The sequence below is a fragment of the Curvibacter fontanus genome, assembly GCF_054780335.1.
This window is the reverse complement of sequence record NZ_BAAGWN010000010.1, coordinates 72,717-99,257: the sequence shown is the minus strand read 5'-3', so window position 1 is coordinate 99,257 and position 26,541 is coordinate 72,717. Positions and strand designations below refer to the sequence as shown.

28 protein-coding genes and 1 tRNA gene are annotated in these 26,541 nt (G+C 64.0%); 15 read left to right on the top strand and 14 right to left on the bottom strand.

The window, feature by feature from the left end:
* Positions 1-8: 8 nt before the first annotated feature.
* Positions 9-347, top strand: a complete 339-nt coding sequence (locus ACYVH8_RS05790; RefSeq protein WP_460487933.1) for a P-II family nitrogen regulator — start codon at positions 9-11, stop codon at positions 345-347.
* Here the strand turns inward: ACYVH8_RS05790 and ACYVH8_RS05785 are convergent.
* The 6 genes from ACYVH8_RS05785 to ACYVH8_RS05760 form a co-directional block, all read right to left on the bottom strand.
* The gene (locus tag ACYVH8_RS05785; protein WP_460487932.1) at positions 344-928 is read right to left on the bottom strand and encodes an LOG family protein; all 585 of its coding nucleotides are present in this window, start codon (positions 926-928) and stop codon (positions 344-346) included. The two genes, ACYVH8_RS05790 and ACYVH8_RS05785, sit on opposite strands and share 4 nt — an antisense overlap.
* Positions 925-1,326: a diacylglycerol kinase gene (locus ACYVH8_RS05780; RefSeq protein WP_460487931.1), complete on the bottom strand. Its 402-nt coding sequence runs from the start codon at positions 1,324-1,326 to the stop codon at positions 925-927. Before ACYVH8_RS05780 ends, ACYVH8_RS05785 begins: the two co-directional genes overlap by 4 nt.
* Before the next feature lie 31 nt (positions 1,327-1,357).
* A complete protein-coding gene (locus ACYVH8_RS05775; protein ID WP_460487930.1) occupies positions 1,358-1,813 on the bottom strand; it encodes an RDD family protein in 456 nt (151 codons plus the stop codon).
* A gap of 92 nt (positions 1,814-1,905) precedes the next feature.
* Positions 1,906-2,574 (bottom strand): DUF3106 domain-containing protein, encoded by a 669-nt coding sequence (locus ACYVH8_RS05770; RefSeq protein WP_460487929.1) that lies wholly within the window; start codon positions 2,572-2,574, stop codon positions 1,906-1,908.
* 69 nt (positions 2,575-2,643) lie between these two features.
* Positions 2,644-3,087 (bottom strand): DUF3619 family protein, encoded by a 444-nt coding sequence (locus tag ACYVH8_RS05765; protein ID WP_460487928.1) that lies wholly within the window; start codon positions 3,085-3,087, stop codon positions 2,644-2,646.
* Positions 3,084-3,650 (bottom strand): RNA polymerase sigma factor, encoded by a 567-nt coding sequence (locus ACYVH8_RS05760; RefSeq protein ID WP_460487927.1) that lies wholly within the window; start codon positions 3,648-3,650, stop codon positions 3,084-3,086. Before ACYVH8_RS05760 ends, ACYVH8_RS05765 begins: the two co-directional genes overlap by 4 nt.
* A 277-nt stretch (positions 3,651-3,927) precedes the next feature.
* Here ACYVH8_RS05760 and ACYVH8_RS05755 point away from each other — a divergent pair, with 277 nt between their 5' ends.
* From ACYVH8_RS05755 to ACYVH8_RS05730, 6 genes are all read left to right on the top strand, one after another.
* Complete coding sequence (locus tag ACYVH8_RS05755; protein WP_460487926.1) at positions 3,928-5,706, top strand: acetolactate synthase 3 catalytic subunit; 1,779 nt, start codon at positions 3,928-3,930, stop codon at positions 5,704-5,706.
* 164 nt (positions 5,707-5,870) lie between these two features.
* On the top strand, positions 5,871-6,362 hold the full coding sequence (gene ilvN, locus ACYVH8_RS05750) for an acetolactate synthase small subunit (RefSeq protein ID WP_057676394.1): 492 nt from the start codon (positions 5,871-5,873) through the stop codon (positions 6,360-6,362).
* Between the two features lie 35 nt (positions 6,363-6,397).
* Positions 6,398-7,414, top strand: coding sequence for a ketol-acid reductoisomerase (gene ilvC / locus ACYVH8_RS05745; protein WP_460487925.1), 1,017 nt, complete (start codon positions 6,398-6,400; stop codon positions 7,412-7,414).
* Between the two features lie 141 nt (positions 7,415-7,555).
* Entirely contained in the window at positions 7,556-8,371 is an 816-nt protein-coding gene (pssA, locus tag ACYVH8_RS05740) for a CDP-diacylglycerol--serine O-phosphatidyltransferase (RefSeq protein ID WP_460487924.1), read from the top strand.
* Between the two features lie 209 nt (positions 8,372-8,580).
* A complete protein-coding gene (locus ACYVH8_RS05735; protein WP_460487923.1) occupies positions 8,581-10,119 on the top strand; it encodes a 2-isopropylmalate synthase in 1,539 nt (512 codons plus the stop codon).
* Positions 10,120-10,224: 105 nt separating this feature from the next.
* The gene (locus ACYVH8_RS05730) at positions 10,225-11,322 is read left to right on the top strand and encodes a serine hydrolase (RefSeq protein ID WP_460487922.1); all 1,098 of its coding nucleotides are present in this window, start codon (positions 10,225-10,227) and stop codon (positions 11,320-11,322) included.
* Between the two features lie 24 nt (positions 11,323-11,346).
* Here the strand turns inward: ACYVH8_RS05730 and ACYVH8_RS05725 are convergent, their stop codons facing one another.
* Genes ACYVH8_RS05725 through aat form a run of 3 tightly spaced genes read right to left on the bottom strand, consistent with a single transcriptional unit; the run spans position 11,347 to position 13,711 of the window.
* Positions 11,347-12,141, bottom strand: a complete 795-nt coding sequence (locus tag ACYVH8_RS05725) for an IclR family transcriptional regulator (protein ID WP_460487921.1) — start codon at positions 12,139-12,141, stop codon at positions 11,347-11,349.
* A gap of 44 nt (positions 12,142-12,185) precedes the next feature.
* A complete protein-coding gene (locus ACYVH8_RS05720; protein ID WP_460487920.1) occupies positions 12,186-12,950 on the bottom strand; it encodes an arginyltransferase in 765 nt (254 codons plus the stop codon).
* Positions 12,947-13,711, bottom strand: coding sequence for a leucyl/phenylalanyl-tRNA--protein transferase (gene aat / locus ACYVH8_RS05715; RefSeq protein WP_460487919.1), 765 nt, complete (start codon positions 13,709-13,711; stop codon positions 12,947-12,949). Before aat ends, ACYVH8_RS05720 begins: the two co-directional genes overlap by 4 nt.
* Positions 13,712-13,780: 69 nt before the next feature.
* Here aat and ACYVH8_RS05710 point away from each other — a divergent pair.
* A tRNA-Pro gene (locus tag ACYVH8_RS05710) sits at positions 13,781-13,857 on the top strand.
* A gap of 40 nt (positions 13,858-13,897) precedes the next feature.
* Positions 13,898-14,395: a thermonuclease family protein gene (locus ACYVH8_RS05705; protein ID WP_460487918.1), complete on the top strand. Its 498-nt coding sequence runs from the start codon at positions 13,898-13,900 to the stop codon at positions 14,393-14,395.
* Between the two features lie 16 nt (positions 14,396-14,411).
* On the opposite strand, the gene murI is transcribed toward ACYVH8_RS05705, so the two are convergent.
* Genes murI through ACYVH8_RS05690 form a run of 3 tightly spaced genes read right to left on the bottom strand, consistent with a single transcriptional unit; the run spans position 14,412 to position 17,379 of the window.
* Positions 14,412-15,197, bottom strand: coding sequence for a glutamate racemase (gene murI / locus ACYVH8_RS05700; RefSeq protein ID WP_460487917.1), 786 nt, complete (start codon positions 15,195-15,197; stop codon positions 14,412-14,414).
* A 5-nt stretch (positions 15,198-15,202) separates the two neighbouring features.
* Positions 15,203-16,756 (bottom strand): fumarate hydratase, encoded by a 1,554-nt coding sequence (locus ACYVH8_RS05695; protein ID WP_460487916.1) that lies wholly within the window; start codon positions 16,754-16,756, stop codon positions 15,203-15,205.
* 20 nt (positions 16,757-16,776) lie between these two features.
* Positions 16,777-17,379 carry a TIGR00645 family protein gene (locus ACYVH8_RS05690; protein WP_460487915.1) on the bottom strand — a complete coding sequence of 201 codons (603 nt, stop codon included), beginning with the start codon at positions 17,377-17,379 and terminating at the stop codon, positions 16,777-16,779.
* Between the two features lie 434 nt (positions 17,380-17,813).
* Between ACYVH8_RS05690 and acs the strand changes: the two genes are divergently transcribed.
* Entirely contained in the window at positions 17,814-19,808 is a 1,995-nt protein-coding gene (acs, locus tag ACYVH8_RS05685; RefSeq protein WP_460487914.1) for an acetate--CoA ligase, read from the top strand.
* 63 nt (positions 19,809-19,871) lie between these two features.
* Here the strand turns inward: acs and ACYVH8_RS05680 are convergent, their stop codons facing one another.
* Positions 19,872-20,171, bottom strand: a complete 300-nt coding sequence (locus ACYVH8_RS05680) for a c-type cytochrome (protein ID WP_460487913.1) — start codon at positions 20,169-20,171, stop codon at positions 19,872-19,874.
* 102 nt (positions 20,172-20,273) lie between these two features.
* Between ACYVH8_RS05680 and ACYVH8_RS05675 the strand changes: the two genes are divergently transcribed.
* Positions 20,274-20,510 (top strand): TIGR04438 family Trp-rich protein, encoded by a 237-nt coding sequence (locus tag ACYVH8_RS05675; protein WP_460487912.1) that lies wholly within the window; start codon positions 20,274-20,276, stop codon positions 20,508-20,510.
* A gap of 69 nt (positions 20,511-20,579) precedes the next feature.
* Here ACYVH8_RS05675 and ilvD read toward each other — a convergent pair whose 3' ends face one another.
* A complete protein-coding gene (ilvD, locus tag ACYVH8_RS05670; RefSeq protein WP_460487911.1) occupies positions 20,580-22,274 on the bottom strand; it encodes a dihydroxy-acid dehydratase in 1,695 nt (564 codons plus the stop codon).
* A gap of 96 nt (positions 22,275-22,370) precedes the next feature.
* On the opposite strand from ilvD, the gene lgt reads away from it, so the two are divergent.
* The 4 genes from lgt to ACYVH8_RS05650 all read left to right on the top strand — a co-directional run bounded on the left by lgt (position 22,371) and on the right by ACYVH8_RS05650 (position 26,529).
* Positions 22,371-23,183, top strand: coding sequence for a prolipoprotein diacylglyceryl transferase (lgt, locus tag ACYVH8_RS05665; RefSeq protein WP_460487910.1), 813 nt, complete (start codon positions 22,371-22,373; stop codon positions 23,181-23,183).
* A gap of 163 nt (positions 23,184-23,346) precedes the next feature.
* Positions 23,347-24,015 (top strand): GntR family transcriptional regulator, encoded by a 669-nt coding sequence (locus tag ACYVH8_RS05660; protein WP_460487909.1) that lies wholly within the window; start codon positions 23,347-23,349, stop codon positions 24,013-24,015.
* Positions 24,012-25,493, top strand: coding sequence for a malonyl-CoA decarboxylase (locus tag ACYVH8_RS05655; RefSeq protein WP_460487908.1), 1,482 nt, complete (start codon positions 24,012-24,014; stop codon positions 25,491-25,493). The genes ACYVH8_RS05660 and ACYVH8_RS05655 overlap by 4 nt, the downstream gene beginning before the upstream one ends.
* 37 nt (positions 25,494-25,530) lie before the next feature.
* Positions 25,531-26,529, top strand: a complete 999-nt coding sequence (locus tag ACYVH8_RS05650) for a Bug family tripartite tricarboxylate transporter substrate binding protein (protein WP_460487907.1) — start codon at positions 25,531-25,533, stop codon at positions 26,527-26,529.
* Positions 26,530-26,541 lie beyond the last annotated feature (12 nt).

Genomic DNA, 26,541 nt, shown 5'->3' with positions numbered 1-26,541 from the left:
GAATAACCATGAAGCAGATCACCGCCATCATCAAGCCCTTCAAGCTCGAGGAAGTCCGCGAGGCTCTGGCCGAGTGCGGCGTGACCGGCCTGACCGTCACCGAGGTCAAGGGCTTCGGCCGCCAGAAAGGGCATACCGAGCTCTACCGCGGCGCCGAATACGTGGTGGATTTTCTGCCCAAGGTCAAGGTCGAGGTGGTGGTCAAGTCCGATGATGTGGACCGCTGCGTCGACGCCATCGTCAAGGCCGCCCGCACCGGCAAGATCGGCGACGGCAAGATCTTCATCACCTCGGTCGAGCGCGTGGTGCGTATCCGCACCGGCGAACTCGACAACGCGGCGGTTTAAATCCCGTCCAGGCGGGCGGCGGGCGCCAAGCCGGCCTCCTGCACCAGGCTGCTGAGCAGGGACACTGGTTCGCTGCCGGTCTGGATCAGGCCCATCTGCCAGTCGCTGAGGAATTGCTGCTGCACCGTCGCGGCCAGGAAGGCCAGCAGGCCGTCGTAGTAGCCGCCGCAGTTCAGGATCCCGACCGGCTTGTCGTGGTAGCCCAGCTGGCGCCAGGTCCAGACCTCGAACAGTTCCTCGAAAGTGCCGATGCCGCCCGGCAGGGCCACAAAGGCGTCGGCGCGCTCGGCCATCATGCGTTTGCGGTCGTGCATGGTATCCACGATGTGCAGTTCGGTGCAATCGTGCAGCGCCCATTCTTTCTCCACCAGGGCCTTGGGAATGACGCCGACGACACGGCCCCCGGCCTCCAGGGTCGATTCGGCCACGACACCCATCAACCCGGCCTTGCCGCCACCGTAGACGAGTTGCCCGCCGCGCCGTCCGATCCACTGCCCCACGGTACGTGCCAGGACGGCAAACTGCGGATCCAGGCCCGGGCGTGAGCCGCAGTAGACGCAGAGGGAAAAGGAGGGGGTCATGCGAGGAAGCGCTGGTAGAGGGCGGCGCCCCAGATGCCGGCACAGAGCAGCAGGCTGAGCAGCACAGCGGCGCTGCCCATGTCCTTGGCGCGTTTGGAGAGGTCGTGCCACTCGGGGCCGATGCGGTCGATGGCAGTCTCGATGCCGGTGTTGAGCAGCTCGACGATCATGACCAGCAGCACCGAAGCGGCGAGCAGGGATGTTTCGGTCCAGTTGCGGCCTATCCACAGCGAGAGCGGCAGCAGCACGATGGCGGCCACGGCTTCCTGGCGGAAGGCCGTTTCATGCCAGCCGGCGCGCAGGCCCTCGATGGAGTAGCCCAGGGCGTGCCAGACACGGTTCAGGCCGATGCGGCTTTTTTGCGGGTTGGCGGGGGAGGGGGGTGGAGTCTCGGACATGGGACGGATTGTCCCCCAGCTTCGTGACGGATCAGGGGGTGCGTGGCCGCGCATCGACCAGGCGCGTGCCGGCCAAGGCGTCGTGCCAGAACTGGCCCTGGGGATGGAAGCGGCTCAGCAAGGCCCAGACGGCGATCCAGCCCAGCACGATGACCGACGATTCGGCGCCGGAAAGATGGAAAGGGGCGATGGCGGCCAGCGGTGGCAGGAACCAGAGCCAGCTCAGCACATAACGAAGCAGGGCACGTGGCTGGCTGATCGGGCGACCCTGGCGGTCCAGGACGTGGATGTGCCAGGTCTTCATGGCCAGGGTCTGGCCCTTGGCCCAGAACCAGGTGAAGTAGATGCCCAGCACCACGAACAGGAAGGCCTGCTGCAGGGGCCGGTTGTCCAGGGCGTGGCGCGTTTGCGACAGGGCGCTGAAGAGGTAGCCGGAGATGAAGATCACGCCGAAGAGCAGCATGCCCTCGTACAGCCAGCAGGCCATGCGGCGCGCCAGCCCGGGAGTGGCCAGAACAGCTTGGGGGGGCAGCGGATCAGCCCCTGGCGCCTGAGGGGCGATCACGCGATGATCGGGGCTCACTCGGCAGGCTCGTCCTCGTAGGGGGAGCGCTCAACCTCGCTGCGGGCTTCCACACGCGGCAGCAGCGTGTATTGCTGGAGCGGGAAGGTAGCCTCGGCCACATGGGGCCGTGCTGTCGATGCCCGGCGGGGAATCTGGGTCAGTTTGGGGGTGGTGCCGGGCTTGACCGCGGTGGTCACGCCGGCTGCTTGGGGGCGAGCCTGCTGGGCGAGCTTGCGTTTTTCCTCGGGACTCAAAGCCTGATAGGCTTCCCACTCGCTGGCCTTCTGCTCGGGGCTCAAGCCCTTGATTTCCTTGAAGTTCTGGCGGGCCTGGGCACGCTGCTGCTGGCTCAAGGTGGCCCATTTGCTCATGCGCAGATGCAGTTTGACCTGCTCATCGGAACTCAGTGCCGGGTAATTTTTGGAAAGTGCCAGCCACTTGAGCTTGTGTCGCTCGCTCAGACGGTCCCAGTGTGGAGCCAGGGGCTGCAAGGCTTGACGTTGAGCGGGTGTCAGTTCCTTCCAGGCCGGTTTGCTCGCGGTGGCGACCAGGGTTCCGGCGCTGGCGCCACGGGAGGTGCGGTCGAGCCGGTGGAGCGATCGCCCGGTGACGGTCTGGCCGGCCGTGCCTTCGGACGGCGCTGCCTGAACCGGCAGGCACAGGGCAAGCAGGAGCACTGACATCCAGCCGCCCCGAGCGGCGGGGCCTGGTTGGCGGAAGGTGTGGGTTGAGCAGGCCATCGGGTGCATGGCTCAGTTTTGTTGCAGCTGGTCCAGCCGCGCCTTGAGGAACTGGGCGAAGCCGGGGTCGGCATAGGCGTCGGGCGGCAGGTCGTCGGTCAGGATGGCGGCATCGAGCTCGGCCAGTTCCTCGGCGATCTGGTTGGTTCCTGCCATCTGGATGGTCACCAGGCCCGCGATCAGCGCCAGCAGGGGCACGAGGGACACCAGCCGGGGCCACAGCCCGCGCTCATCCTCGCCGCCACCCAGCGCCGCCACGCCGCCGCCCAGGGAGATGCCGGCGGTTTCCCGGGCCTGGACTTCACGGTACTTGCCCATGGCTTGCAGGCGCGCGACACGCAGCCGCTCACTGATGTCGTGCGGCAGGGCCGAGGCGGACGCATCCAGGCGGGCCGCCAGTTGGCGACCATAACGGTCCTGGATGGACAGATAGCCGTCGCTGATCATCTGTTTCATAGTTGTATTCCCTTGGCCCTCAAGGCTTTGTTCAGAGCCTGAACCGCCCTGGAGCAGTGTGTTTTCACACTGCCTTCGGAGCAGCCCATGGCCGCAGCGGTTTCCGCCACGTCCAGTTCCTCCCAGTAACGCATCAGGAAGGCTTCCCGTTGACGGGCGGGCAGTTCCTGGATTTCCATCTCGATTTCGCGCAAGATCTGGGCCCGTTGGGTCGAGCTTTCTGCACTTTCGACCTGGGTGGCCTGATCCGAACTGTCAAGATTTTCCAACAGATTGAATTCGCCGTCATCCCCCTCGGATTCGAAGTCGCTGAGGTTGGAGAACAGGGCGTTGCGCGTCTTCTGCCGGCGGAACCAGTCCAGGGTGGTGTTGGACAGGATGCGCTGGAAGAGCATGGGCAGCTCATCGGGCGGCTTGTGGCTGTAGTGCTCCACCAGCTTCATCATGCTGTCCTGCACGATATCCAGTGCCGCCTCGTCATTGCGCACATGGTAGACCGAACGCTTGAAAGCGCGTTTTTCCACGCTTTTGAGGAAGTCGGACAGTTCTTTTTCGGTGGCCAAGGGCTGGAACCAGGGGGCGCGAGGGTATTTCTGAGAGGCTGAGGCGGCTTTGGGGCTGCATTATGGCACTGCGTGCATACATTTATGCGCTCTTGGCTGCCAATTTGAATGCTGCGGTGCGATAATGCGCGCTGCGAATCAAAAAGCAAACGGGTCACGGTCCGGCGCGGCTATCCATGGCGCCCATGGCCTTGACCTCAAGTCCCGACGCGATGTCACAAGCGTTTGTGAAGGGGCACCCAAGGTTTTTCGTCAGAGAAATTCACAAAGGTTCATCATGGAAATTTCCAAGGCTGAAATCACTTCCGCCGCGGCAGCCAGTGCTGCCGGTCAGGGAGAAGAGTTGCGTGGCGCCGAGGTCCTCGTCAAGGCGCTGCAGGCAGAGGACGTCAAGTACGTCTGGGGCTATCCCGGCGGCGCCGTCCTGCACATCTACGACGCTTTTTACAAGCAGGACACCATCCAGCACATCCTGGTGCGCCACGAGCAGGCCGCCGTGCATGCCGCCGACGGCTATGCGCGCGCCACCGGCGACGTGGGCGTAGCGCTGGTCACCTCCGGTCCCGGCGTGACCAATGCCATCACCGGGATTGCCACGGCCTACATGGACAGCATTCCGATGGTGATCATCACCGGACAGGTGCCCACCGCCGCCATCGGCCTGGACGCCTTCCAGGAGTGCGACACTGTCGGCATCACCCGACCCATCGTCAAGCACAACTTCCTGGTCAAGGACGCCAAGGACCTGGCCGAGACCATGAAAAAGGCCTTCCACATCGCCCGCAGCGGCCGTCCCGGCCCCGTGGTGGTGGACATTCCCAAGGACGTCTCCTTCAAGAAAGTGCCTTACGCCGGTTACCCCGAGTCGGTGACCATGCGCTCCTACAACCCGGTGCGCAAGGGCCATGCGGGCCAGATCCGCAAGGCGCTGCAGTTGCTGCTGACAGCCAAGCGACCCTACATCTACACCGGTGGCGGTGTTCTGCTGGGCAATGCCACGGCCGAATTGCGCACCCTGGTGGACATGCTGGGTTACCCGGTGACCAACACCCTGATGGGCCTGGGCGCCTACCCGGCGACCGATCCCAAGTTCGTGGGCATGCTGGGCATGCACGGCACGATCGAGGCCAACAACGCCATGCAGAACTGCGACGTGCTGCTGGCCGTGGGCGCGCGTTTCGACGATCGCGTGATCGGCAACCCCAAGCACTTCGCGCAGAACGAGCGCAAGATCATCCACATCGACATCGACCCGTCGAGCATCTCCAAGCGCGTCAAGGTCGACATCCCGATCGTGGGCGACGTCAAGGACGTGCTGACCGAGATGATCGCCATGATCAAGGAAAGCCCGGCCCGACCCGATGCGAGTGCGCTGGGTTCCTGGTGGGAGGCGATCGATGGCTGGCGCAAGCGCGACTGCCTGAAGTACGACCGTGGCAACAAGGACGTGATCAAGCCGCAGTACGTGATCGAGACTCTGTGGAACATGACCAAGGACGTCGAGGCCTACATCACGTCCGACGTCGGCCAGCACCAGATGTGGGCGGCCCAGTACTACAAGTTCAACGAGCCGCGTCGCTGGATCAACTCCGGCGGCCTGGGCACCATGGGCGTGGGCATCCCCTACGCCATGGGCATCAAGCTGGCCAAGCCCGAGAGCGAGGTCTATTGCGTGACGGGCGAGGGCTCGGTGCAGATGTGCATCCAGGAGCTGTCGACCTGCCTGCAGTACAACACGCCGATCAAGATCCTGTCGCTGAACAACCGCTACCTGGGCATGGTGCGCCAGTGGCAGGAGATCGAGTACTCCGGCCGCTACAGCCACAGCTACATGGACGCGCTGCCCGACTTCGTGAAGCTCGCCGAGGCCTATGGCCACGTCGGTATGCTGATCGAGAAGCCGCAGGACGTGGAGCCGGCGCTGCGCGAGGCACGCAAGCTCAAGGACCGCACGGTCTTCATGGACTTCCGCACCGACCCCACCGAGAACGTGTTCCCGATGGTCAAGGCCGGCATGGGCATCACCGAGATGCTGCTGGGAGCCGAAGACCTGTAAGCCGGTGGTGCGGCCGCTCAGGCCGCGCCACTCTCAAACCAAGACGAATCTATTGCCCGCCAAGCCCGGTCGTTACCGCGACCGGGGGAGGGCGGCGAAAGCGAAAGCTTCCGCGGAGGCCGGCCCGCAAGGGCTGGCCGGAGCGAAAAGAGGAATCCATACATATGAAACACATCATTGCAGTACTGCTGGAGAACGAGCCTGGCGCGCTCTCCCGCGTGGTGGGTCTGTTCTCGGCCCGTGGTTACAACATCGAATCCCTGACCGTCGCACCGACGGAAGACCCGAGCCTCTCGCGCATGACGATCGAGACCACCGGCTCGGACGACGTGATCGAGCAGATCACCAAACACCTGAACCGTCTGATCGAAGTCGTCAAGGTCGTCGACCTGACCGAGGGCGCCTACATCGAGCGCGAGCTCATGATGGTCAAGGTGCGCGCGGTGGGCAAGGAGCGCGAGGAGATGAAACGCATGGCGGATATCTTCCGCGGTCGTATCATCGACGTCACCGACAAGAGCTACACCATCGAGATGACGGGTGACCAGTCCAAGAACGATGCCTTCATCGAGGCGATCGATCGCGGCGCGATCCTGGAGACGGTGCGTACCGGCAGCAGCGGCATCGGCCGTGGCGAGCGCATTCTGCGCGTCTGAGTTTTTTTGACCCGTTTTATCCCAAGGAGAAAGAAGTGAAAGTTTTCTACGACAAGGACTGTGATCTGAGCCTGATCAAGGGCAAGACCGTCGCGATCATCGGTTACGGCAGCCAGGGCCATGCCCATGCCCAGAACCTGAACGACAGCGGCGTCAAGGTCGTGGTCGGACTGCGCAAGGGCGGCGCCTCGTGGGACAAGGTCGGCAAGGCCGGCCTGACCGTGATGGAAGTGAATGACGCCGTCAAGTCGGCCGACGTGGTCATGATCCTGCTGCCCGACGAGCAGATCGCCGAGGTGTACACCAACAACGTGGCCCCCAACATCAGGAAGGGCGCCTCGCTGGCCTTCGCCCACGGCTTCAATGTGCACTACAACCAGGTTGTGCCGCGCGCCGATCTGGACGTGTGGATGGTGGCCCCCAAGGCGCCCGGCCACACCGTGCGCAACACCTACACCCAGGGCGGCGGCGTGCCCCATCTGGTGGCGGTGCACCAGGACAAGAGCGGCAAGGCCCGTGACCTGGCCCTGTCCTACGCCATGGCCAATGGTGGCGGCAAGGCCGGCATCATCGAGACCAACTTCAAGGAAGAGACCGAAACCGACCTGTTCGGCGAGCAGGCAGTGCTGTGCGGTGGCGCCGTCGAGCTGATCAAGATGGGTTACGAGACCCTGGTCGAGGCCGGCTACGCTCCCGAGATGGCCTACTTCGAGTGCCTGCACGAGCTCAAGCTGATCGTGGACCTGATCTACGAAGGCGGCATCGCGAACATGAACTACTCGATCTCCAACAATGCCGAGTATGGCGAGTACGTGACCGGCCCCGAGGTGATCAACGAGCAGTCGCGCGCCGCCATGCGCAACGCGCTCAAGCGCATCCAGAACGGCGACTACGCCAAGATGTTCATCCTGGAAGGCCGCACCGGCTACCCCAGCATGACGGCCCGCCGCCGCAACACGGCCGACCACAGTATCGAGAAGGTGGGCGGCCAGCTGCGCGCCATGATGCCCTGGATCGCCAAGAACAAGCTGGTCGACCAGACCCGCAACTGATCGCTTTCCACCGCTGACAACAAGGCCACTTCGGTGGCCTTGTTTTTTTGTCTCACGCAAGCGTGGTCTGCCTTACACTTGCCGCCATGAATACTCAAGACCTTGATCTGCAGACCTGCCCTTGCGGGACGGAGGTGCGACATGCATGATGGCGTAGAGGATCGCATCGGCGAAGGGGAGGCCGTGATGGTGCGCAAGCGCCGCAAGGGCATCTACATCCTGCCCAATCTGTTCACCCTGGGCGGCCTGTTTGGCGGTTTTTATGCCGTCGTCATGGCCATGAACGGGCGGTTCGACCTGGCCGCCATCGGTGTCTTCTCCGCCATGGTGCTGGACAGCCTGGACGGGCGTGTGGCGCGCATGACCAATACCCAGAGCGCCTTTGGCGAGCAGATGGATTCGCTGTCCGACATGGTGTCCTTTGGTGCGGCGCCCGCCCTGATCGCCTATGAGTGGGCGCTCAAGGGGCTGGGGCGCTGGGGCTGGATTGCGGCTTTTGTCTACTGTGCCTGTGCGGCACTGCGCCTGGCGCGTTTCAACGTCAACACGGGTGTGGTGGACAAGCGTTACTTCCAAGGCCTGCCTTCGCCTGCCGCAGCGGCCCTTGTGACTGGTTTCATCTGGATCATGACCGAGCTGGATGTGACGGGGCCGGCCGTGGCCTGGCCCATGTTCGTGCTGGCCCTTTACGCCGGCCTGACCATGGTCAGCAATGTGCCCTTCTACAGTTTCAAGGACGTTCATATGAAGAAGAGCGTGCCCTTCGTGGTGATCGTCCTGATCGCCCTGGGCATTGCGGTCGTCAATATCCATCCGCCGGTGGTGCTGTTCGGCGTCTTCGTGGTCTACGGTCTCAGCGGTTATGTCATCTATGCCTGGCGCAAGGCCAAGGGCAAGCCGACCAGTGTCATCAGCACCTCGACCGACGAGCCTGAAGAGCGCGGGCTGCATCAGTAATGGGTGTCATAGAACAGGGCTATGCACACGGTGTTTGATTGTGGTACATTGAGGCCATGAACAAGTTTTCGCTAGCACTACTGCTGCGACGCCACAACGGGCGGAATTAGTAGCGCGCGCGAAATTCCCATCAAAGGCCCGTATGCATCCGCAGCGGGCCTTTTGCTTTTACGGTTGTTGATTTTGTTGAAGACGAACAGGAGTTTGAGATGGCTGAGAAATTGATCATTTTCGATACGACTTTGCGTGACGGCGAGCAGTCGCCCGGCGCTTCCATGACCAAGGACGAGAAGCTGCGAATTGCACGCCAGCTCGAGCGCCTGAAGGTGGACGTGATCGAGGCTGGTTTCGCCGCCAGTTCGAACGGGGACTTCGAGGCTGTGCAGGGTATTGCCAACACGATCAAGGACTCCACGATCTGTTCGCTGTCGCGCGCCAATGACCGCGACATCGCACGCGCGGCCGAAGCGCTCAAGGGCGCGAACCGGGCCCGCATCCACACCTTCATCGCCACCTCGGCCCTCCACATGGAGAAAAAGCTGCGCATGACACCGGAGCAGGTTCTGGAGCAGGCGAAACTTTCCGTGCGGTATGCGCGCAATCTGGTGGAAGATATCGAATTCAGCCCGGAGGATGGCTACCGCAGTGATGTTGACTTCCTCTGCCGCGTGCTGGAGGCGGTGATCAAGGAGGGCGCCACCACCCTCAACATACCCGACACTGTGGGTTATGCCGTGCCCGAGCTGTATGGCCACTTCATCAAGACCCTGCGCGAACGCATTCCCAACTCGGACAAGGCGATCTGGTCGGTGCATTGCCACAACGATCTGGGCATGGCGGTGGCCAATTCCCTGGCCGGCGTGAAGATCGGTGGTGCGCGTCAGGTCGAATGCACCATCAACGGTCTGGGCGAGCGCGCCGGCAACTGCAGCCTGGAGGAGATCGTGATGGCGGTGAAGACGCGCCGCGACTATTTCAATCTGGATGTCGGCATCGACACCACCCAGATCGTGCCGGCCAGCCGCATGGTCAGCCAGACCACCGGGTTCGTGGTGCAGCCCAACAAGGCCGTGGTTGGCGCCAATGCCTTCGCCCACGCTTCGGGCATCCACCAGGACGGCGTGCTCAAGGCGCGGGATACCTATGAAATCATGCGCGCCGAGGACGTGGGCTGGAGCGCCAACAAGATCGTGCTGGGCAAGCTGTCCGGCCGGAACGCCTTCAAGCAGCGCCTGCAGGACCTGGGTGTGAGCCTGGAGAGCGAAGGAGAGCTCAACACCGCCTTTGCCCGCTTCAAGGAACTGGCCGACCGCAAGAGCGAGATCTTCGACGAGGACATTCTGGCCCTGGTGAGCGACGAGAGCGTGGCCAGTGAGAAGGAACAGTACGGCTTCATCTCGCTTTCGCAACACAGCGAAACCGGCGAACGTCCGCATGCCTCCATCGTGATCACGGTGGAAGGCAAGGAGGTGCACGGCGCATCGGATGGCAATGGCCCGGTGGACGCCTCGCTCAAGGCCATCGAGTCGCACGTCAAGAGCGGCGCCGAGATGGTGCTGTATTCCGTCAATGCCATCAGCGGCTCGACCGAAAGCCAGGGCGAGGTGACGGTGCGCCTGCAAAACAGCGGCCGTGTGGTCAACGGGGTCGGATCGGACCCCGATATCGTGGTGGCGTCCGCCAAGGCTTATCTCAGCGCACTCAACAAGTTGCACAGCAAAGCTGACCGGGTGGCTGCCCAGGGCTAGGGTTATTACCTGGATATGTAAGACTTTGTTTAGAAAAGCGACACAAGTGGTTGATCCAGCTTGATATTTTCGGTATAACCTTGCCTGTGCTGGTGCCATGTATCCATGGCATCCATTTATTTCCTGTGCAGGGTCGGACTGGTGAACCACTTCCATCGTTTTATCTGGGCTTTGACGGCGTCGCTGTCCCTGGTGTTTGCAGCATCCGGGCTGGCGTTCGCGGCATCAGCCAACGGGAGCAATGGCAACCAGACCGGGGCCAAGCCCAAGGTGCTCAAGATCAGCCACCAGGGCAAACGCAAGACCTACGCCAAGCGTCCCGCGGCCCGGATTGTGCGTCCGGCGCGGCCTTCGGATGGCATGCGCGCCGGCTTGCACGGTGTGGCCGATCCCCTGTCCCTGCGTTCCAGCGTGGCCTATGTCATCGACCAGGAAACCCAGGAAGTGTTGCTCAGCAAGAACGAAGAGGCCGTGCTGCCCATTGCCTCGCTGACCAAGCTCATGACGGGCCTGCTGATCAGCGAAGCCGAGCTGTCCCTGGACGAGATGATCACCATCACCCAGGACGATGTGGATACGGAAAAAGGCAGCACCTCGCGCCTGCGTGTGGGCTCGACCCTGAGCCGCGGCGAGCTGATGCATCTGGCCTTGATGTCCAGTGAGAATCGTGCCGCCCATGCCTTGGGGCGCACCTATCCGGGTGGCTTGCAGGTCTTTGTCGAAATGATGAACGCCAAAGCCCAGTTGCTGGGCATGCAGGACACGCAGTATGTCGAGCCCACGGGCTTGTCCAGCAAAAACCGCTCCAGCGCCAGGGATCTGGCCGTGCTGGTCAACGTGGCCTCCGATGACAGCCTGTTGCGTGAATACTCCACCTCGCCGGCTTACCAGGTGGCCGTCGGGCGCCGCAAGCTCGTGTTCAGCAACACCAATCGCCTGGTGCGCAACCCGACCTGGGAAATCGGTCTGCAAAAGACCGGCTACATCTCCGAGGCAGGTCAGTGCCTGGTCATGCAGGCCAAGGTGGCCGGTCGCAACCTCATCATGGTGTTTCTGGATTCCGCCGGCAAGCTCAGCCGCCTCGGTGACGCCGAGCGTGTGAGGCGCTGGGTTGAATCGATACCGGCCAAGGCGCCCGGACCGATGACCGAGAACCTGATCGATGCCCCAGCCCCGGTTCGTCTGATCAGCGTCAGTTCCTGACAGCAGGCCCCCGGGGGCCTTGTTTCAGCGCTTCTCCGCGCTGCCGGCCTGGTAGCCCAGCATGCGCGAAATTTCACTGGCCACGGTCTGTAACTTGGGCAGCCATTCCTTGTCCAGCCGCCCCGTCGGCGCCGAGATTGACAGCCCCGCCACCAGCTTGCCCTGGTCGTCGTGGATGCCGGCGGCCATGCAGTGCACCCCCAGTTCCAGTTCCTCGTCGTCATGTGCGGTGCCGTACTGGCGCACCTTGGAGAGTTCACGCTCAAGCACTGGCAGCTGGGTGATGCTGTTCTTGGTATGGCCGGAGAGGCCGGTGCGCGTGGCATAGGCCCGTACGCGCTGCGGATCGTCGGCGGCCAGGAAGAGCTTGCCTACCGAGGTGAGGTGCAGGGGCGCACGGCCACCGATGGCGCGCACCACCTGCATGCCTGAGCGTTCGCTGTAGGCGCGCTCGATGTAGACGATCTCGTCGCCCTGGCGCATGCTCAGGTTGACGGGCTGCTGGATCAGGCGGTGCAGTTCGCGCATGGGGGCGATGGCCGCATCACGGACATTGAGGCGTGCCTTGACCAGATTGCCCAGTTCCAGCAGACGCATGCCCAGGCGATAGGTGCCAGGCTGCGGCCGGTCGACGTAACGACCACTGGCCAGGTCGTTGAGGATGCGGTGGGCGGTGGAGGGATGGAGCCCGGTCTTTTCGCTGATTTCCTTGAGCGAAATCGCTTCTTCACGCGACGCCAGCACATCCATCAGTGTGAACATCCGTTCGATCACCTGTACGGTCGGGGTGGCAACCGCATCCGGATCTTTTTTCTTCATCGGGTACTCTCCAGCAGGAGTTCCGATTTTACCTCGTGAAATCGTTACCTGACCAAGGGCATGCTGCCGTCGGGCCTGGCTGCCAGCCACTGGCCCTGCAACAGAAGCTCGTGCGGGCTGAAGCGGGCCTTGTAGTTCATTTTCGGGCTGTCTTCGATCCAGTAACCGAGGTAGACGTGTGGCAGGCCCAGCTGCCGTGCCTGCTCGATCTGCCAGAGCACGCTGTAGGTGCCGTAGCTGGCCTCGTGGCCGGGTTCGTAGAAGGTGTAGACGGCGGAGAGGCCATCGTCCAGCACGTCCAGCACGGACACCATGCACAGGGCGCCAGGGGAGCCGTCGGCCAGCGTTTCACGGAACTCGATCAGGCGCGAGTTGACGCGGCTTTGCAGCAGGAACTGGGTGTACTGGTCAATGCTGTCCTGGTCCATGCCGCCGCCTGCGTGGCGGCCGTTCTGGTAACGCAGATAGAGCTGGTAATGCTCGGGCACGAAGCACAGGCGCGAGACGCGGACCTGCAGGCTCAGGTGCTGCTTCCAGGCGCGCCGCTGGCTGCGGGTGGGCTGGAAGTCCTGTACGCGCACGCGCAGCGGGATGCAGGCCTGGCAGCCATCGCAGTGCGGCCGGTAGGTGAACATGCCGCTGCGGCGAAAGCCCTGGGCGACGAGTCCTGAATACGTGGAGTTGTTGATCAGGTGGCTGGGCGTGGCGACCTGCGAACGGGCCAGGCGGCCGCCCAGATAACTGCACGGGTAGGGTGCCGTGGCATAGAACTGCAGACTCTGAAGGGGCAGATCCTTGAGATGCGTCACGTCGACTCCGCGGGGGCCATCATCAGTTCACGCCAGTATAGGGGTTCGAACTGCCAGCGGGGACCAGGCTGCAACTGGGCTGCCGTGATGTGGCGCAAAAAATCCACACGGGGCACCTCGTGGGCTCCCAGCGAGGCCAGATGCTGGGTGTTCTGCTGGCAGTCGATCGTGCTGATGCCCTGCAGGCGGCAGAAGGCCACCAGGGCGGTCAGCGCGATCTTGGAGGCGTCGCTGGCTCGCGTGAACATGGATTCACCGAACACGGCCCGGCCCAGGGCCACACAGTAGAGGCCACCCATAAGCCGTCCATCGATCCAGGTCTCGACGCTGTGCGCATGGCCGGCGCGGTGCAGCTCGGTATAGGCCTGCACCATGGGCGGGACGATCCAGGTGCCATCCTGACCCTCACGCGGGCTTCCCGCGCAGGCGCCGATCACCTGCTCGAAAGCCGAGTCGAAGCGGATTTCACAGCCGGGACTCGTGCTGAATTTCTGCAAGGTCTTGCGCAGCGAGCGATGCAGGCGGAACTGCGCCACCTCCAGCACCATGCGAGGGTCCGGGCTCCACCAGAGGATGGGCTGGCCGGTGCTGAACCAGGGAAAGATGCCCTGCCCATAGGAGCGCCGCAGGGTGGGCACATCCAGAGCGCCACCGGCGGCCAGCAGGCCTGGCGCTTCCGAGCCTGGGCCCCAGGCCTGGCTCACGGGCGGAAAGTCTTCGCCGGCTTGCAACCATGGCAGAGGAAAGGAGCGTGCGCGCATGTGGAAACTTTATCCCAAGGACGCCTTTGCGGACTGCAAGAGTGCCTGCCGGTAGAATACGGGCCTAGTCGGGGCGTAGCGCAGCCTGGTAGCGCATCTCGTTTGGGACGAGAGGGTCGTACGTTCGAATCGTATCGCCCCGACCATTTCTCTTCCATCTCCTTCTGCCATCTCCTTCTGATCTCCATGAGATCCCATCTGTCCCCGCTCGTGCTGTTGCTGTCGTTCCTGGCTTGCCTGCCGGCCGGCGCCTGGACGCTCACGGGCCGGGTGTCGGCAGTTGTCTCGGGCGACACCATCAAGGTCGTCGACGACAGGAAGGTGCAGCACACCGTGCGGCTGGCCGGTCTGGATGCTCCGGAAAAATTTCAGGCCCATGGCCAGCGTTCCCTGGACTCCCTGCGTGAGCTGGTGTTCCAGCGCGGCGTGGTGGTGGACATTCCCGGTAACGACAAAAGCACGCCGCGTCGGGGCAAGGTGCTGGTGCAGGGCATGCACGTGAATCTGGAGCAATTGCAGCGCGGCATGGCCTGGTACGACCGGGCTCAGGTTCGCGATGTGCCGGTGGCCGACCGGGAGGCCTATGCCGCCGCCGAGGCCGAGGCACGGCAGCAGCGTGTGGGGCTCTGGCGTGATCCCCGGCCCATCCCGCCCTGGGAGTACCGCCAGGGTCTCAGGAAATAGGGCAGTCGGGCCAACCTCAGCCGCGCAGTGTCTCGATGGCAAATTGCGGTTGCAGCCAGCGGTCGACGGCAGCTCTCAATGGCTCGGGATGGCCGGTGGTGCTCAGGTGTGGCAACGGGTGTCCCGTGACCGCAGGCTCGGGCAGTACGCGGCGTGTCTGTCGTGCCACCGGGGCGCCGCTGTCAACCAGGGTCACCTGTGGGCCCAGCAGGTCCTGGAGCGTGTCCGCAATCAGCGGGTAATGGGTGCAGCCCAGGACCACGGTGTCGATCCCATCATTGCCAAAGCGCCCCATGGCCGCGGTGTAACTCCGGCTCAGCGCCAGCGCGCGCTCGAAGTCCTGGCGCTCGATGGCATCGGCCAGGCCGTCGCAGGGTTGCAGAACGAATTCGGCCTGGTCTTTCAGTGTGGCCAGCAGGGCCTGGAACTTGGCGCTTTGCAGGGTGCTGCGCGTGGCCATCACGCCCACGCGGTGTGTGCGGCTGACCTGTGCCGCGGGCTTGAGCGCGGGCTCCACACCGATGATGGGCAGTTCCGGATGTTGCTCGCGCAGCAGGGCGATGGCCGCGGCGGTGGCCGTGTTGCAGGCCACGACCAGGGCCTGGATGTCGTGCGCCTGGATCAGGTGGCGAGCGATGGCCTGCGAGCGTTCGATCACGTGCCCGCTCTCGCGTTCGCCATAAGGCGCGTGGCCGCTGTCGGCCACGTAGACAAAAGGCTGGTGCGGCAGTTCGGCACGCAGGGCCCGGAGGACGCTGAATCCCCCGATGCCGCTGTCGAAGACGCCGACCGGTCGCGTCACGGGGCTCAGGCAGTGGCCAGCGAGATGCCCTTGAACTCGCCGCTGGCAATTCGGCGGCTCCACTCGGCCGGGCCGGTGACGTGGGCGCTGGTGCCACCGGCATCGACCGCCACGGTGACGGGCATGTCCACCACGTCGAATTCGTAGATGGCTTCCATGCCCAGGTCTTCGAAGCCCACGACCTTGGCGGTCTTGATGGCCTTGCTGACCAGGTAGGCGGCGCCGCCCACGGCCATCAGGTAGGCGCTCTTGTGCTGGCGGATCACTTCCACGGCCTCGGGGCCGCGTTCGGCCTTGCCGATCATGGCGATCAGGCCGGTCTGGCCCAGCATGGTCTCGGTGAACTTGTCCATGCGCGTGGCGGTGGTGGGGCCGGCCGGGCCGACGGCCTCGCCCTTGATCGGGTCCACCGGGCCCACGTAATAGATCACGCGGTTGGTGAAGTCCACGGGCAGCCTCTCGCCCTTGGCCAGCATGTCGGCGATGCGCTTGTGAGCGGCGTCGCGGCCGGTGAGCATCTTGCCCTTGAGCAGCAGGGTGTCGCCGGGTTTCCAGCTCGCCACCTCTTCCTTGGTCAGCTTGTTCAGGTCCACGCGCTTGCTCTTCTTCGTGTCGGGCGTCCAGTTGACGTCGGGCCAGAGGTCCAGGCTGGGCGGTTCCAGGTAGACCGGACCCGAGCCGTCCATGACGAAATGCGCGTGGCGCGTGGCCGCGCAGTTGGGGATCATGGCCACAGGCTTGCTGGCCGCGTGCGTGGGGTACATCTTGATCTTCACGTCCAGCACGGTGGTCAGGCCGCCCAGGCCCTGGGCGCCGATGCCTAAGGCGTTGACCTTCTCATGCAGTTCCAGGCGCAGCTCTTCCACCTGCGTGAGCTTCTCGCCCTTGCTCGCCTTGGCCTGCAGCTCGTACATGTCCAGGTCTTCCATCAGGCTTTCCTTGGCCATCAGGACGGCTTTCTCGGCGGTGCCGCCGATGCCGATGCCCAGCATGCCCGGCGGGCACCAGCCGGCGCCCATGGTGGGCACGGTCTTGAGGACCCAGTCGACGATGGAGTCGCTGGGGTTCATCATCACCATCTTGCTCTTGTTCTCGCTGCCGCCGCCCTTGGCCGCGACAGTGACCTCCACCGTGTCACCAGCCACGATCTCCGTGAAGATGACCGCAGGCGTGTTGTCCTTGGTGTTCTTGCGGGCGAAGTGCGGATCGGCCAGCACGCTGGCACGCAGCGTATTGTCCGGATGGTTGTAGGCGCGGCGCACGCCTTCGTTGACGGCATCTTCCAGGCTGCCGCCGAAGCCTTCCCAGCGCACGTTCATGCCGACCTTGAGGAAGACGTTCACGATGCCCGTGTCCTGGCAGATCGGGCGGTGGCCCGTGGCGCTCATCTTGCTGTTGGTGAGGATCTGCGCGATGGCGTCCTTGGCGGCGGGGCTCTGCTCGCGCGCGTAGGCGCGGGCCAGGTGGGCGATGTAGTCGGCCGGGTGGTAGTAGCTGATGTACTGCAGGGCGGCGGCGACGGATTCGATCAGGTCGGCTTGCTTGATGCTGGTGCTCATGGGGATGCTCGGCTGAAGGGTCAGTGATGTTCCGCGGCGGGGGCCGACATCAGCTTGTCTGTGTAGGCAATGGCGATGGCCGACAGCAGGAAGGTGATGTGGATGGCCGTCTGGGCGATCAGCACCCGGTCGGTGTAGTTGTCCGCGTTGATGAAGGTCTTGAGCAGATGAATGGAACTGATGCCGATGATGGCGGTGGCCAGCTTGACCTTGAGCACCGAGGCATTGACGTGGCTGAGCCATTCGGGCTGGTCGCGATGGCCTTCGAGGTCCATGCGGCTGACAAAGGTTTCGTAGCCGCCGACGATGACCATGATCAGCAGATTGGAGATCATGACGACGTCGATCAGCGCCAGCACCACCAGCATGATGACCGTCTCGTTCAGCGTGGTGATGGGGGCCCCGGTCTTGTAGCCGATGCTCGTGACCAGCGCCTGCAAGGCGGCCTGGCTGCCGAAGGCGGCTTCGATCAGGTGGGTCAGCTCGACCAGGAAGTGAAACACATAAACGCCCTGCGCGGCAATCAGGCCCAGGTACAGGGGCAGTTGCAGCCAGCGGCTGGAAAAGATGAGGGCGGGCAGGGGACGCAAGGGAGACGCTTTGGACGGTTCGGGACGGGACATGGTCTGAAAATCCGGGTTTCTATCTAGACTGCGGATTCTAGGCCGCATTTCAAACCCGGCCGGGATTCGGTACATTGGCCTAGGGTCTGTTTACACTCATTTCTCAAGTGCGAACGTGGTTAAAACGGTGCCAATCTAGGTAGGCGCGCGACGACGCCCAGGCTGGCCGCCTGGGCTAGGAGTGCAACAACGATTGGCGCTGTTTTAACCACGTTCCCTACGGGTTGCGGCCAAAAAGGCCATGCGGGGTGTTGCGCGGACTGTGGCCGGGGGCTGCCCCGGCGGCGTCCACGCGCCTACCGCATGACTTTTTTTGATCCGCAACGCATCTCGAGAAATGAATGTAAACAGACCCTGGTGTGTCCAGTCAGTGACTTGTAAGCGCCAGCCCCGACATTGCGGGGCGAAACAAAAACCATTTGAGGAAACAAGCCATGAGTGCATCTTCTTCCGCCATCGAATCCGTTCTGGTCGAGAACCGTGTCTTTCCCCCGTCGGAAGCGGTGGTCAAGGCGGCGCGCATCTCCGGCATGGCGCAGTACCAGGCCATGTGCGAGGCCTTCGACAAGGATTTCGAGGGGACGTGGGCGAGGTTGGCGCGTGAGAACCTGGTCTGGGCCAAGCCCTTTACCCGCACCCTGGATGCTTCCAGGAAGCCTTTTTACAAGTGGTTCGACGACGGCGAGCTCAACGCCTCGGCCAACTGCCTGGACAAGCACATGGGCACGTCGACCGAGAACAAGACCGCCATCATTTTTGAAGCCGATGACGGCAGCGTCACCAAAGTCACGTACAAGGAGCTGCTGGCCAAGGTCAGCCAGTTTGCCAACGCCCTCAAGGCCCAGGGCATCAAGAAGGGTGACCGCGTCCTGATCTACATGCCCATGACCATCGAGGGCGTGGTGGCCATGCAGGCCTGCGCACGCATCGGCGCCACGCACTCCGTGGTGTTCGGCGGATTCTCGGCCAAGTCCCTGCAGGAGCGCATCATCGACGCTGGCGCCGTGGCCGTGATCACGGCCAACTACCAGATGCGCGGCGGTAAGGAGTTGCCGCTCAAGGCCATCGTGGACGAGGGGCTGGCCATGGGTGGCTGCGACACCATCAAGTCCGTGCTGGTCTACCAGCGTACGAGCACCGCCTGTCATATGGTCGCGGGCCGCGACATGACCTTCGCCGAGGCGCTGGCGGGGCAGAGCAGCACTTGCGCGCCGACGGCCGTGGGCGCCGAGCACCCGCTGTTCATCCTCTACACCTCCGGCTCCACGGGCAAGCCCAAGGGCGTGCAGCACGCCACCGGCGGCTACCTGCTGTGGGCGCGTCTCACCATGGACTGGACCTTTGACATCCAGCCCCGCGACATCTTCTGGTGCACGGCCGACATCGGCTGGATCACCGGCCACACCTATGTGGCCTACGGCCCCCTGGCCGCCGGTGCCACGCAGATCGTCTTCGAGGGCGTGCCGACCTACCCGAACGCCGGCCGTTTCTGGCAGATGATCGAGAAACACCAGTGCACGATCTTCTACACGGCGCCTACGGCCATCCGCTCGCTGATCAAGGCCGCCGAAGGCGACGAGAAGGTGCACCCGGCCCGCTCCAACCTCAGCAGCCTGCGCATCCTGGGCTCGGTGGGCGAGCCCATCAACCCCGAGGCCTGGATGTGGTACCACAAGCATGTGGGCGGTGAACGCTGCCCCATCGTCGACACCTTCTGGCAGACCGAGACCGGTGGCCACATGATCACCCCGCTGCCGGGCGCCACGCCCCTGGTGCCGGGCTCCTGCACTCTGCCGCTGCCGGGCATCGCGGCCGCCATCGTCGACGAAGCCGGCCATGACGTGCCCAACGGCTCGGGCGGCATCCTGGTGGTCAAGAAACCCTGGCCGTCCATGATCCGCACCATCTGGGGTGACCCGGAGCGCTTCAGGAAGAGCTACTTCCCCGAGGAACTCAAGGGCTATTACCTGGCCGGCGACGGTGCGGTGCGCAGCGCGGACCGCGGCTATTTCCGCATCACCGGCCGCATCGACGACGTGCTCAACGTCTCGGGTCATCGCATGGGCACGATGGAGATCGAATCGGCCCTGGTGTCCAAGACCGACCTGGTGGCCGAGGCCGCCGTGGTGGGCCGCCCTGACGATCTGACGGGGGAGGCCATTTGCGCCTTCGTGGTGCTCAAGCGTTCTCGTCCGACGGGTGAGGAGGCGAAGCAGATCGCCAAGGAACTGCGCGACTGGGTGGCCAAGGAGATCGGCCCGATCGCGAAACCGAAGGACATCCGCTTCGGTGACAACCTGCCCAAGACCCGCAGCGGCAAGATCATGCGCCGCCTGCTGCGCTCGATCGCCAAGGGTGAAGCCATCACCCAGGACACGACGACATTGGAGAATCCCGCGATTCTTGAGCAACTTGCTCAGAACAACTGATCTCGACCGTCGCACGCAACAAAAAGCCCGCATGCGCGGGCTTTTTGTTGCGGCAGAAGCGGATTACTTCTGGGTCAGGATCCAGGCCACGAGCTTCTTGGACTCGTCGGCGCTGACCTGCGGGTTGGCCGGCATCGGGACCGGGCCCCAGGCGCCAGAGCCGCCCTTGATCACCTTCTCGGCCAGCTTGTCGCTGGCGGACTTGTCATACTTCTTGGCGATGTCCTTGAAGGACGGGCCGACCAGCTTCTTGTCGACGGCGTGGCAGGCCATGCAGTTCTTGGAGGTGGCCAGGGCCTGATCGGCCAGGGCAGGGGTGCTGATGGAGACGGCAGCGAGCAGGGCAAACAGGGCGCGTTTCATTGATTTCCTCTGGGCAGTGGTTAAGTACATAATCAACCAACGCAATTGTAAAGGCTGAGGTTGACCCGAGGGATGGACGCAGCCAAAGACCGAGGGCACGACATGTATTTTCTGGGACTGGGCGTCATTCTTCTGCTGATGAAATACCTGGACATCGATCCGGTCCTTGGCTGGAGCTGGTGGATCGTGCTGGCGCCCTTCGGCCTGGCGGTGGCCTGGTGGTCCTGGGCCGATGCCAGTGGCTATACCCGACGCAAGGCCATGGAGCGCGAGGACAAACGGCGCCAGGATCGCATCAACAAGCAGCGCGACGCCATGGGCCTCAAGCGCAAACGCTGATGCCCGATGGTGTGCAGATAAGAAAGCCCCGGCATGCCGGGGCTTTTTTTACAGAGGGAGCGCTGGCGCTCAGTAGTTGTCCAGCACGGCACCCTTGCTGGCCGAGCAGGCGTTGAAGGCGAACTTGGCCTGCACACCCCGCGTGTAGCGCGGCTGCGGCGGCGTCCAGCCTTCGCGACGCTTGGCAAGTTCCGCCGCGGGCACGTTCAGTTCCAGCTTGAGATCGTGGGCATCGATGGTGATGCTGTCGCCTTCCTTGACGAAGGCGATGGTGCCGCCCGCTGCCGCTTCCGGCGCCACGTGGCCCACCACCATGCCCCAGGTGCCGCCGGAGAACCGGCCGTCGGTGATCAGGCCCACACTCTCGCCCAGGCCGGCGCCGATCAGCGCGCCGGTGGGGGCCAGCATCTCGGGCATGCCTGGACCGCCCTTGGGGCCGAGGTAGCGCAGCACCATCACGTCGCCGGCCTTGATCTTGCCGTCCAGGATGGCCTTGAGCGCCGACTGCTCGTCGTCGAACACGCGGGCCGGGCCGGTGATGACCGGGTTCTTCAGGCCGGTGATCTTGGCGACCGCACCCTCGGGCGAGAGGTTGCCCTTGAGGATGGCCAGGTGACCTTGCTCGTACATGGGCTTGTGGATGGGACGGATCACGTCCTGGTCGGCCCGCGGCTGGTCAGGCACGTCCTTGAGCACCTCGGCGATGGTCTGGCCGGTGATGGTGATGCAGTCGCCGTGCAGCAGACCGGCCTTGAGCAGGACCTTCATGACCTGGGGAATGCCGCCCGCCTTGTGCAGGTCCACCGCCAGGTATTTGCCGCTGGGCTTGAGGTCGCAGAGCACGGGGGTCTTCTTGCGCACGCGCTCGAAATCGTCGATGGTCCACTCCACTTCGGCCGCATGCGCGATGGCCAGGAAGTGAAGCACGGCGTTGGTGGAGCCGCCCGTGGCCATGATGACGGCCACGGCGTTCTCGATGCTCTTGCGCGTCACGATGTCGCGCGGCTTGAGGTCTTTCTTGATGGCCTCGATCAGCACCTTGGCCGATTCCTTGGCCGAGTTCTGCTTCTCGTCGTGCGGATTGGCCATGGTGGAGGAGTAGGGCAGGCTCAGCCCCAAGGCCTCGAAGGCGCTGGACATGGTGTTGGCGGTGTACATGCCGCCGCAGGAGCCGGTGCCGGGGATGGCGCGCTGCTCGATCTCGTGCAGGTCGAAGTCGCTGAGCTTGCCGGCGGCGTTCTGGCCCACGGCCTCGAACACGCTGACGATGTTCAGGTCCTGGCCCTTGTAGTGGCCGGGCAGGATGGTGCCGCCGTAGACATAGATGGCCGGCACGTTGGCGCGCAGCATGCCCATCATGCCGCCGGGCATGTTCTTGTCGCAGCCGCCGACCACCAGCACGCCGTCCATCCACTGGCCCTGCACGCAGGTCTCGATGCAGTCGGAGATGACCTCGCGCGAGACCAGGGAGTACTTCATGCCTTCGGTGCCCATGGCCATGCCATCGCTGATGGTGGGGGTGCCGAAGACCTGCGCGTTGCCGCCGGCTTCCTCGATGCCGGCGATCGCGGCGTCGGCCAGCTTCTGCAGGCCCGAGTTGCAGGGGGTGATGGTGCTGTGGCCGTTGGCCACGCCGACCATGGGTTTCTTGAAATCGCTTTCCTCGTAGCCCATGGCGTAGTACATGGAGCGGTTGGGTGCGCGCGACTTGCCTTCGGTGATGTTGGCCGAACGGCGGTTGATCTGGATGACTTTGGTGGCCATGGTTCGTGTGCGGTGGTAAATGAGCCGAAAAAAACAATGCAGACCGTGAGTGTAAGCCGTGACCGGCCGGGGCGGTGCTGCGGCACAATGGCGCCCATGCTGATACACCCCGCGATCGATCCGGTAGCCCTGCGCCTGGGGCCCTTGGCCATCCACTGGTATGGCATCACCTACCTGGTGGCTTTTGGCCTTTTCATGTTCCTGGGTCTGCGCCGGCTGCGGCACGAGCCGTACGCCTCGATCCGAGGGGAGGGGGCCTGGACCCGGCGCGACGTCGAGGATGTGCTGTTCTACGGTGTGATCGGCGTGGTCATCGGCGGCCGGCTGGGCTACTGCCTGTTCTACAAGCCGGCCTACTATCTGAGCCATCCGCTGGAGATCTTTGCGCTCTGGCAGGGGGGCATGAGTTTTCATGGCGGCATGCTGGGCGTGACCGTGGCCATGCTCTGGTTTGCCCGCGTGCGCAAAAAACACTGGCTGCAGGTGGCCGATTTCGTGGCGCCCTGCGTGCCCACGGGCCTGGCGGCGGGCCGCATCGGCAATTTCATCAATGGCGAACTCTGGGGGCGCGTGGCCGACCCGTCCTTGCCCTGGGCCATGGTGTTTCGTGGCGCCGGCGATGCGCCGCGCCATCCCTCGCAGATCTACCAGTTCCTGCTGGAAGGGCTGCTGCTCTTTGTGCTGCTGTGGCTCTATGCCCGCAAGCCGCGCCGTACCGGCCAGGTGGCCTCGGCCTTCCTGCTGGGCTACGGGCTGCTGCGTTTCATTGCCGAGTACTTCCGTGAGCCTGACGACTATCTGGGCCTGCTGGCCCTGAACCTCAGCATGGGGCAGTGGCTGTGCCTGCCCATGATCGCCCTGGGGGCAGGGCTTTGGTGGTGGTTCGGGCGCCGGCCCCTGAGCCCCTGAGCCCGGCGGGCACCCGAAGCCCCTTTTCTGTGGTTTGCATGAGACTCAGGGTTATTCCCTGGTTTGTAATTATGCGTAATTACGTAAAATTACGGCCATGGTCCTGCTGCCTTCTGATTCTGAAAAAGGCGGCGGGTGTTTGTCCACAACCGATGGTCCGCCCATGCGTGTCGTTCACAACTCGCTGCACGAACAGGTCGCCGACACCCTGCGGCAGCAGATCTTTGGCGGCCAGCTCGCGCCAGGCAGCTTCGTGGATGAAGTCACCTTGTGCGAGCACCTGGAGATTTCGCGCACCCCCCTGCGCGAGGCGCTCAAGGTGCTGACGGCTGAAGGCCTGGTCCGGCATGAACCCCGGCGCGGCTGTTTCGTCAACGAGGTGACCGAGCAGGATCTGGACGAAATCTTCCCCGTCATCGCCCTGCTGGAGGGGCGTTGCGCCCACGAGGCGGCCTTGCATGCCAGCGATGGCGATCTGGAGGCGCTGGAGGTGCTTCACGATCGTTTGCAGAAGGCGGCCCGCAGCAAGCGCATCGTCGACTATTACGAAAGCAATTTCGCCATCCACGAGGCCATCATCACCCTGGCCAACAACCGCTGGCTGGCCCAGGTCATCGCCGATCTGCGCAAGATCCTCAAGCTGGCCCGCCTGCAGCAGTTGCATGCACCCGGGCGGCTGGAGCAGAGCCTGAGCGAGCACATGGCTGTTTTCGCGGCGCTCAAGGCGCGCGATGGTGAGGGGGCGGAAGCCGCCATGCGCACGCACCTGACGCGCCAGCGTGAAGCCCTGCGAGAACTGGCCCGTCAGCAAAAGAGCCGGAGGCTGGCATGAACGCAACAAGCTGGATCAGCCGCAACGTCTCGCGTCTTTTCCCCATGGATCGCAGGGGCCTGCCGGCGACCGATGGCGCCGGGCGCGCGCAGGCCGGGCGCAGCCAGAGCACGGGTGGTTCGGGCGGGCAGGCCGCCGAGCGGCCCACGCGCGAGCGCCTGGCGGCGAGCCGGCGCCACAAGGAAGAGGCGATGTCGCCGCGCATGCTGCGGCTCGTGCTGGAGGAGCTCAGGGCCACCATCGACCCGCGCATCAGCGAGGTCGAGGGCGGGCGGCGCGCCCAGGTGCTGATCGAACGTTATGCAACGGCCACGGTGGCGCGGCGGCGCGACATGTGGCTGCTGATGAGCGAGATGTTCACGGCCGATGCCGAAAAAGTCAAAAGTGCGCAGGCCAAGTTTGCCGCCGCCGTGGGCACGCCCGACGAGGCTGCGGCCGAAGTGCAGTACCGCCGGGCCACGGTCTCGCCGCGCCGGCGGCTTCTGCAGCGCTTCAGCGTGCTGCCCGAGGGCATCCGTTTCCTGGTGGACCTGCGCGCCGAAATGCAGTCCTATCTGAAAAAAGACAGGCGGCTGCAGGCCCTGGACGTGGAGATGGAGTACATGTTCTCCACCTGGTTCGACGTGGGTTTCCTCGAGTTGCGCCGCATCAGCTGGGATTCACCGGCCTCCCTGGTCGAGAAGCTGATCAAGTACGAGGCGGTGCACGACATCCGCAGCTGGGCCGACGTCAAGAACCGGCTCGACTCCGACCGCCGCTGCTACGGCTTTTTCCATCCGCGCCTGCCCGGAGAGCCGCTTATCTTTGTCGAGGTTGCGCTGATCGATCACATGGCCGACAGCATCACCCCGCTGCTCGACGAGCAGGCCGCAGCCTCCGACCTGGGCAAGGCCACGACGGCGATCTTCTATTCCATCAGCAACACGCAGTCCGGTCTGCGTGGCGTGAGCTTCGGGGATTCGCTGATCAAGCGGGTGGTGGAGACACTGAGTGAGGAATTCCCCCGGCTCAGGCATTTCGCCACCCTGTCGCCGATCCCCGGCCTGCGGTCCTGGCTGACGCAGCATGCGGCCCGCATGCTGGAATTGACTCCCGAAAAAGAACGGGCCGAACTGGGGCGGGCCGTGGGTTTCGAGCCCCCGGCCGCGACCCACGTGTTGCAGGCCCTGGACCAGGTGGAGTCGCTGGACGCGAAATCTGCACTGGGGCGCTGGCTGCTGCACTGCGCCGCCCATTATCTGGGGCGCGAGATGGTCGAGGGCAAACCCGCCGACCCGGTGGCGCGTTTCCACCTGGGCAATGGCGCCCGCGTCGAGCGGCTGAACTGGATGGGCGACCCTTCCCCCAAGGGGCTCAAGCAGTCCTTCGGCCTGATGGTCAACTACCTCTACGATCTCAAGCGCCTGGACCGTCAGCGGGCCCAGCTGGCTGAGGGCAAAATAGCCATCGCGGCCTCGATCGAGGATCTTCAGTTCTGAGCCAGGTTCGCTTTCATTACAACCAAAGGAGACAAGCATGACAAACCCATTTTCCTTCCGCAGCACCCGACGCGATGTCCTGCGACTGGCCGCCGCCGGTCTGGCTACCGGCCCCCTGATGGGACAGGCGCAGTCGGGCTGGCCGACCAAGCCGGTCACCATGATCGTGCCCTTTCCCGCAGGTGGGGGTACCGATGCGTTTGCCCGTCCCCTGTCGGCCTCTTTTTCCCGGCTGACCGGCAAGCAGCTCATCATCGACAACCGTGGTGGCGCCGGCGGTACGCTCGGTGCGAGCATCGCGGCCAAGGCCCAGCCCGACGGTTACACCCTGTTCATGGGCGCAGTGCACCACGCCATCGCCCCTTCGATGTATCCCAAGCTGGACTACGACCTCGAGAAGGATTTCGCGCCGCTGGCCCTGGTGGCCACGGTGCCGCAGGTGCTGGTGGTCAATCCCAAGAAGATCACCGAGAACGATTTCAAGTCCTTCCTCGATATGGTGCGCAAGAACCCGGGTCGCCTGAACTACGGTTCGGCCGGCAGCGGCACCTCGCACCACCTGGCGGGCGAGTTGTTCAAGCAGCAGACCAACACCTTCATTACCCACATCCCCTACCGCGGCGCCGGCCCAGCCCTGCAGGACCTGATCGCCGGCAACGTGGACATGATGTTCGACGGCCTGGGTTCCTCGGCCTCCCACATCAAGGGCGGCCGCATCAAGGCCCTCATGGTGGCGGGCGCCAAGCGCAATCCCGCGTTCCCCGACCTGCCCTGTGCCGTTGAACTGGGCCTGCCCGATTACACGGTGCAGACCTGGTATGGCGTCTGGGCGCCCAAGGGCACACCCGCCGACGTGCAGGCGCGGGTGGTGGATGAGATCCGCAAGGCCGGCAACACCCCCGAGGCCAAGGCCGTCTGGGCCAACCAGGGAGCTGAATTCAGCAGCTTGACACCGCAGCAGTTCGGCCAGTTCGTCAGTGCCGAAGTCAAACGCTGGGCCCAGGTGGTCAAACTCTCGGGCGCCAAGCTCGACTGATGCTGGCGAGCC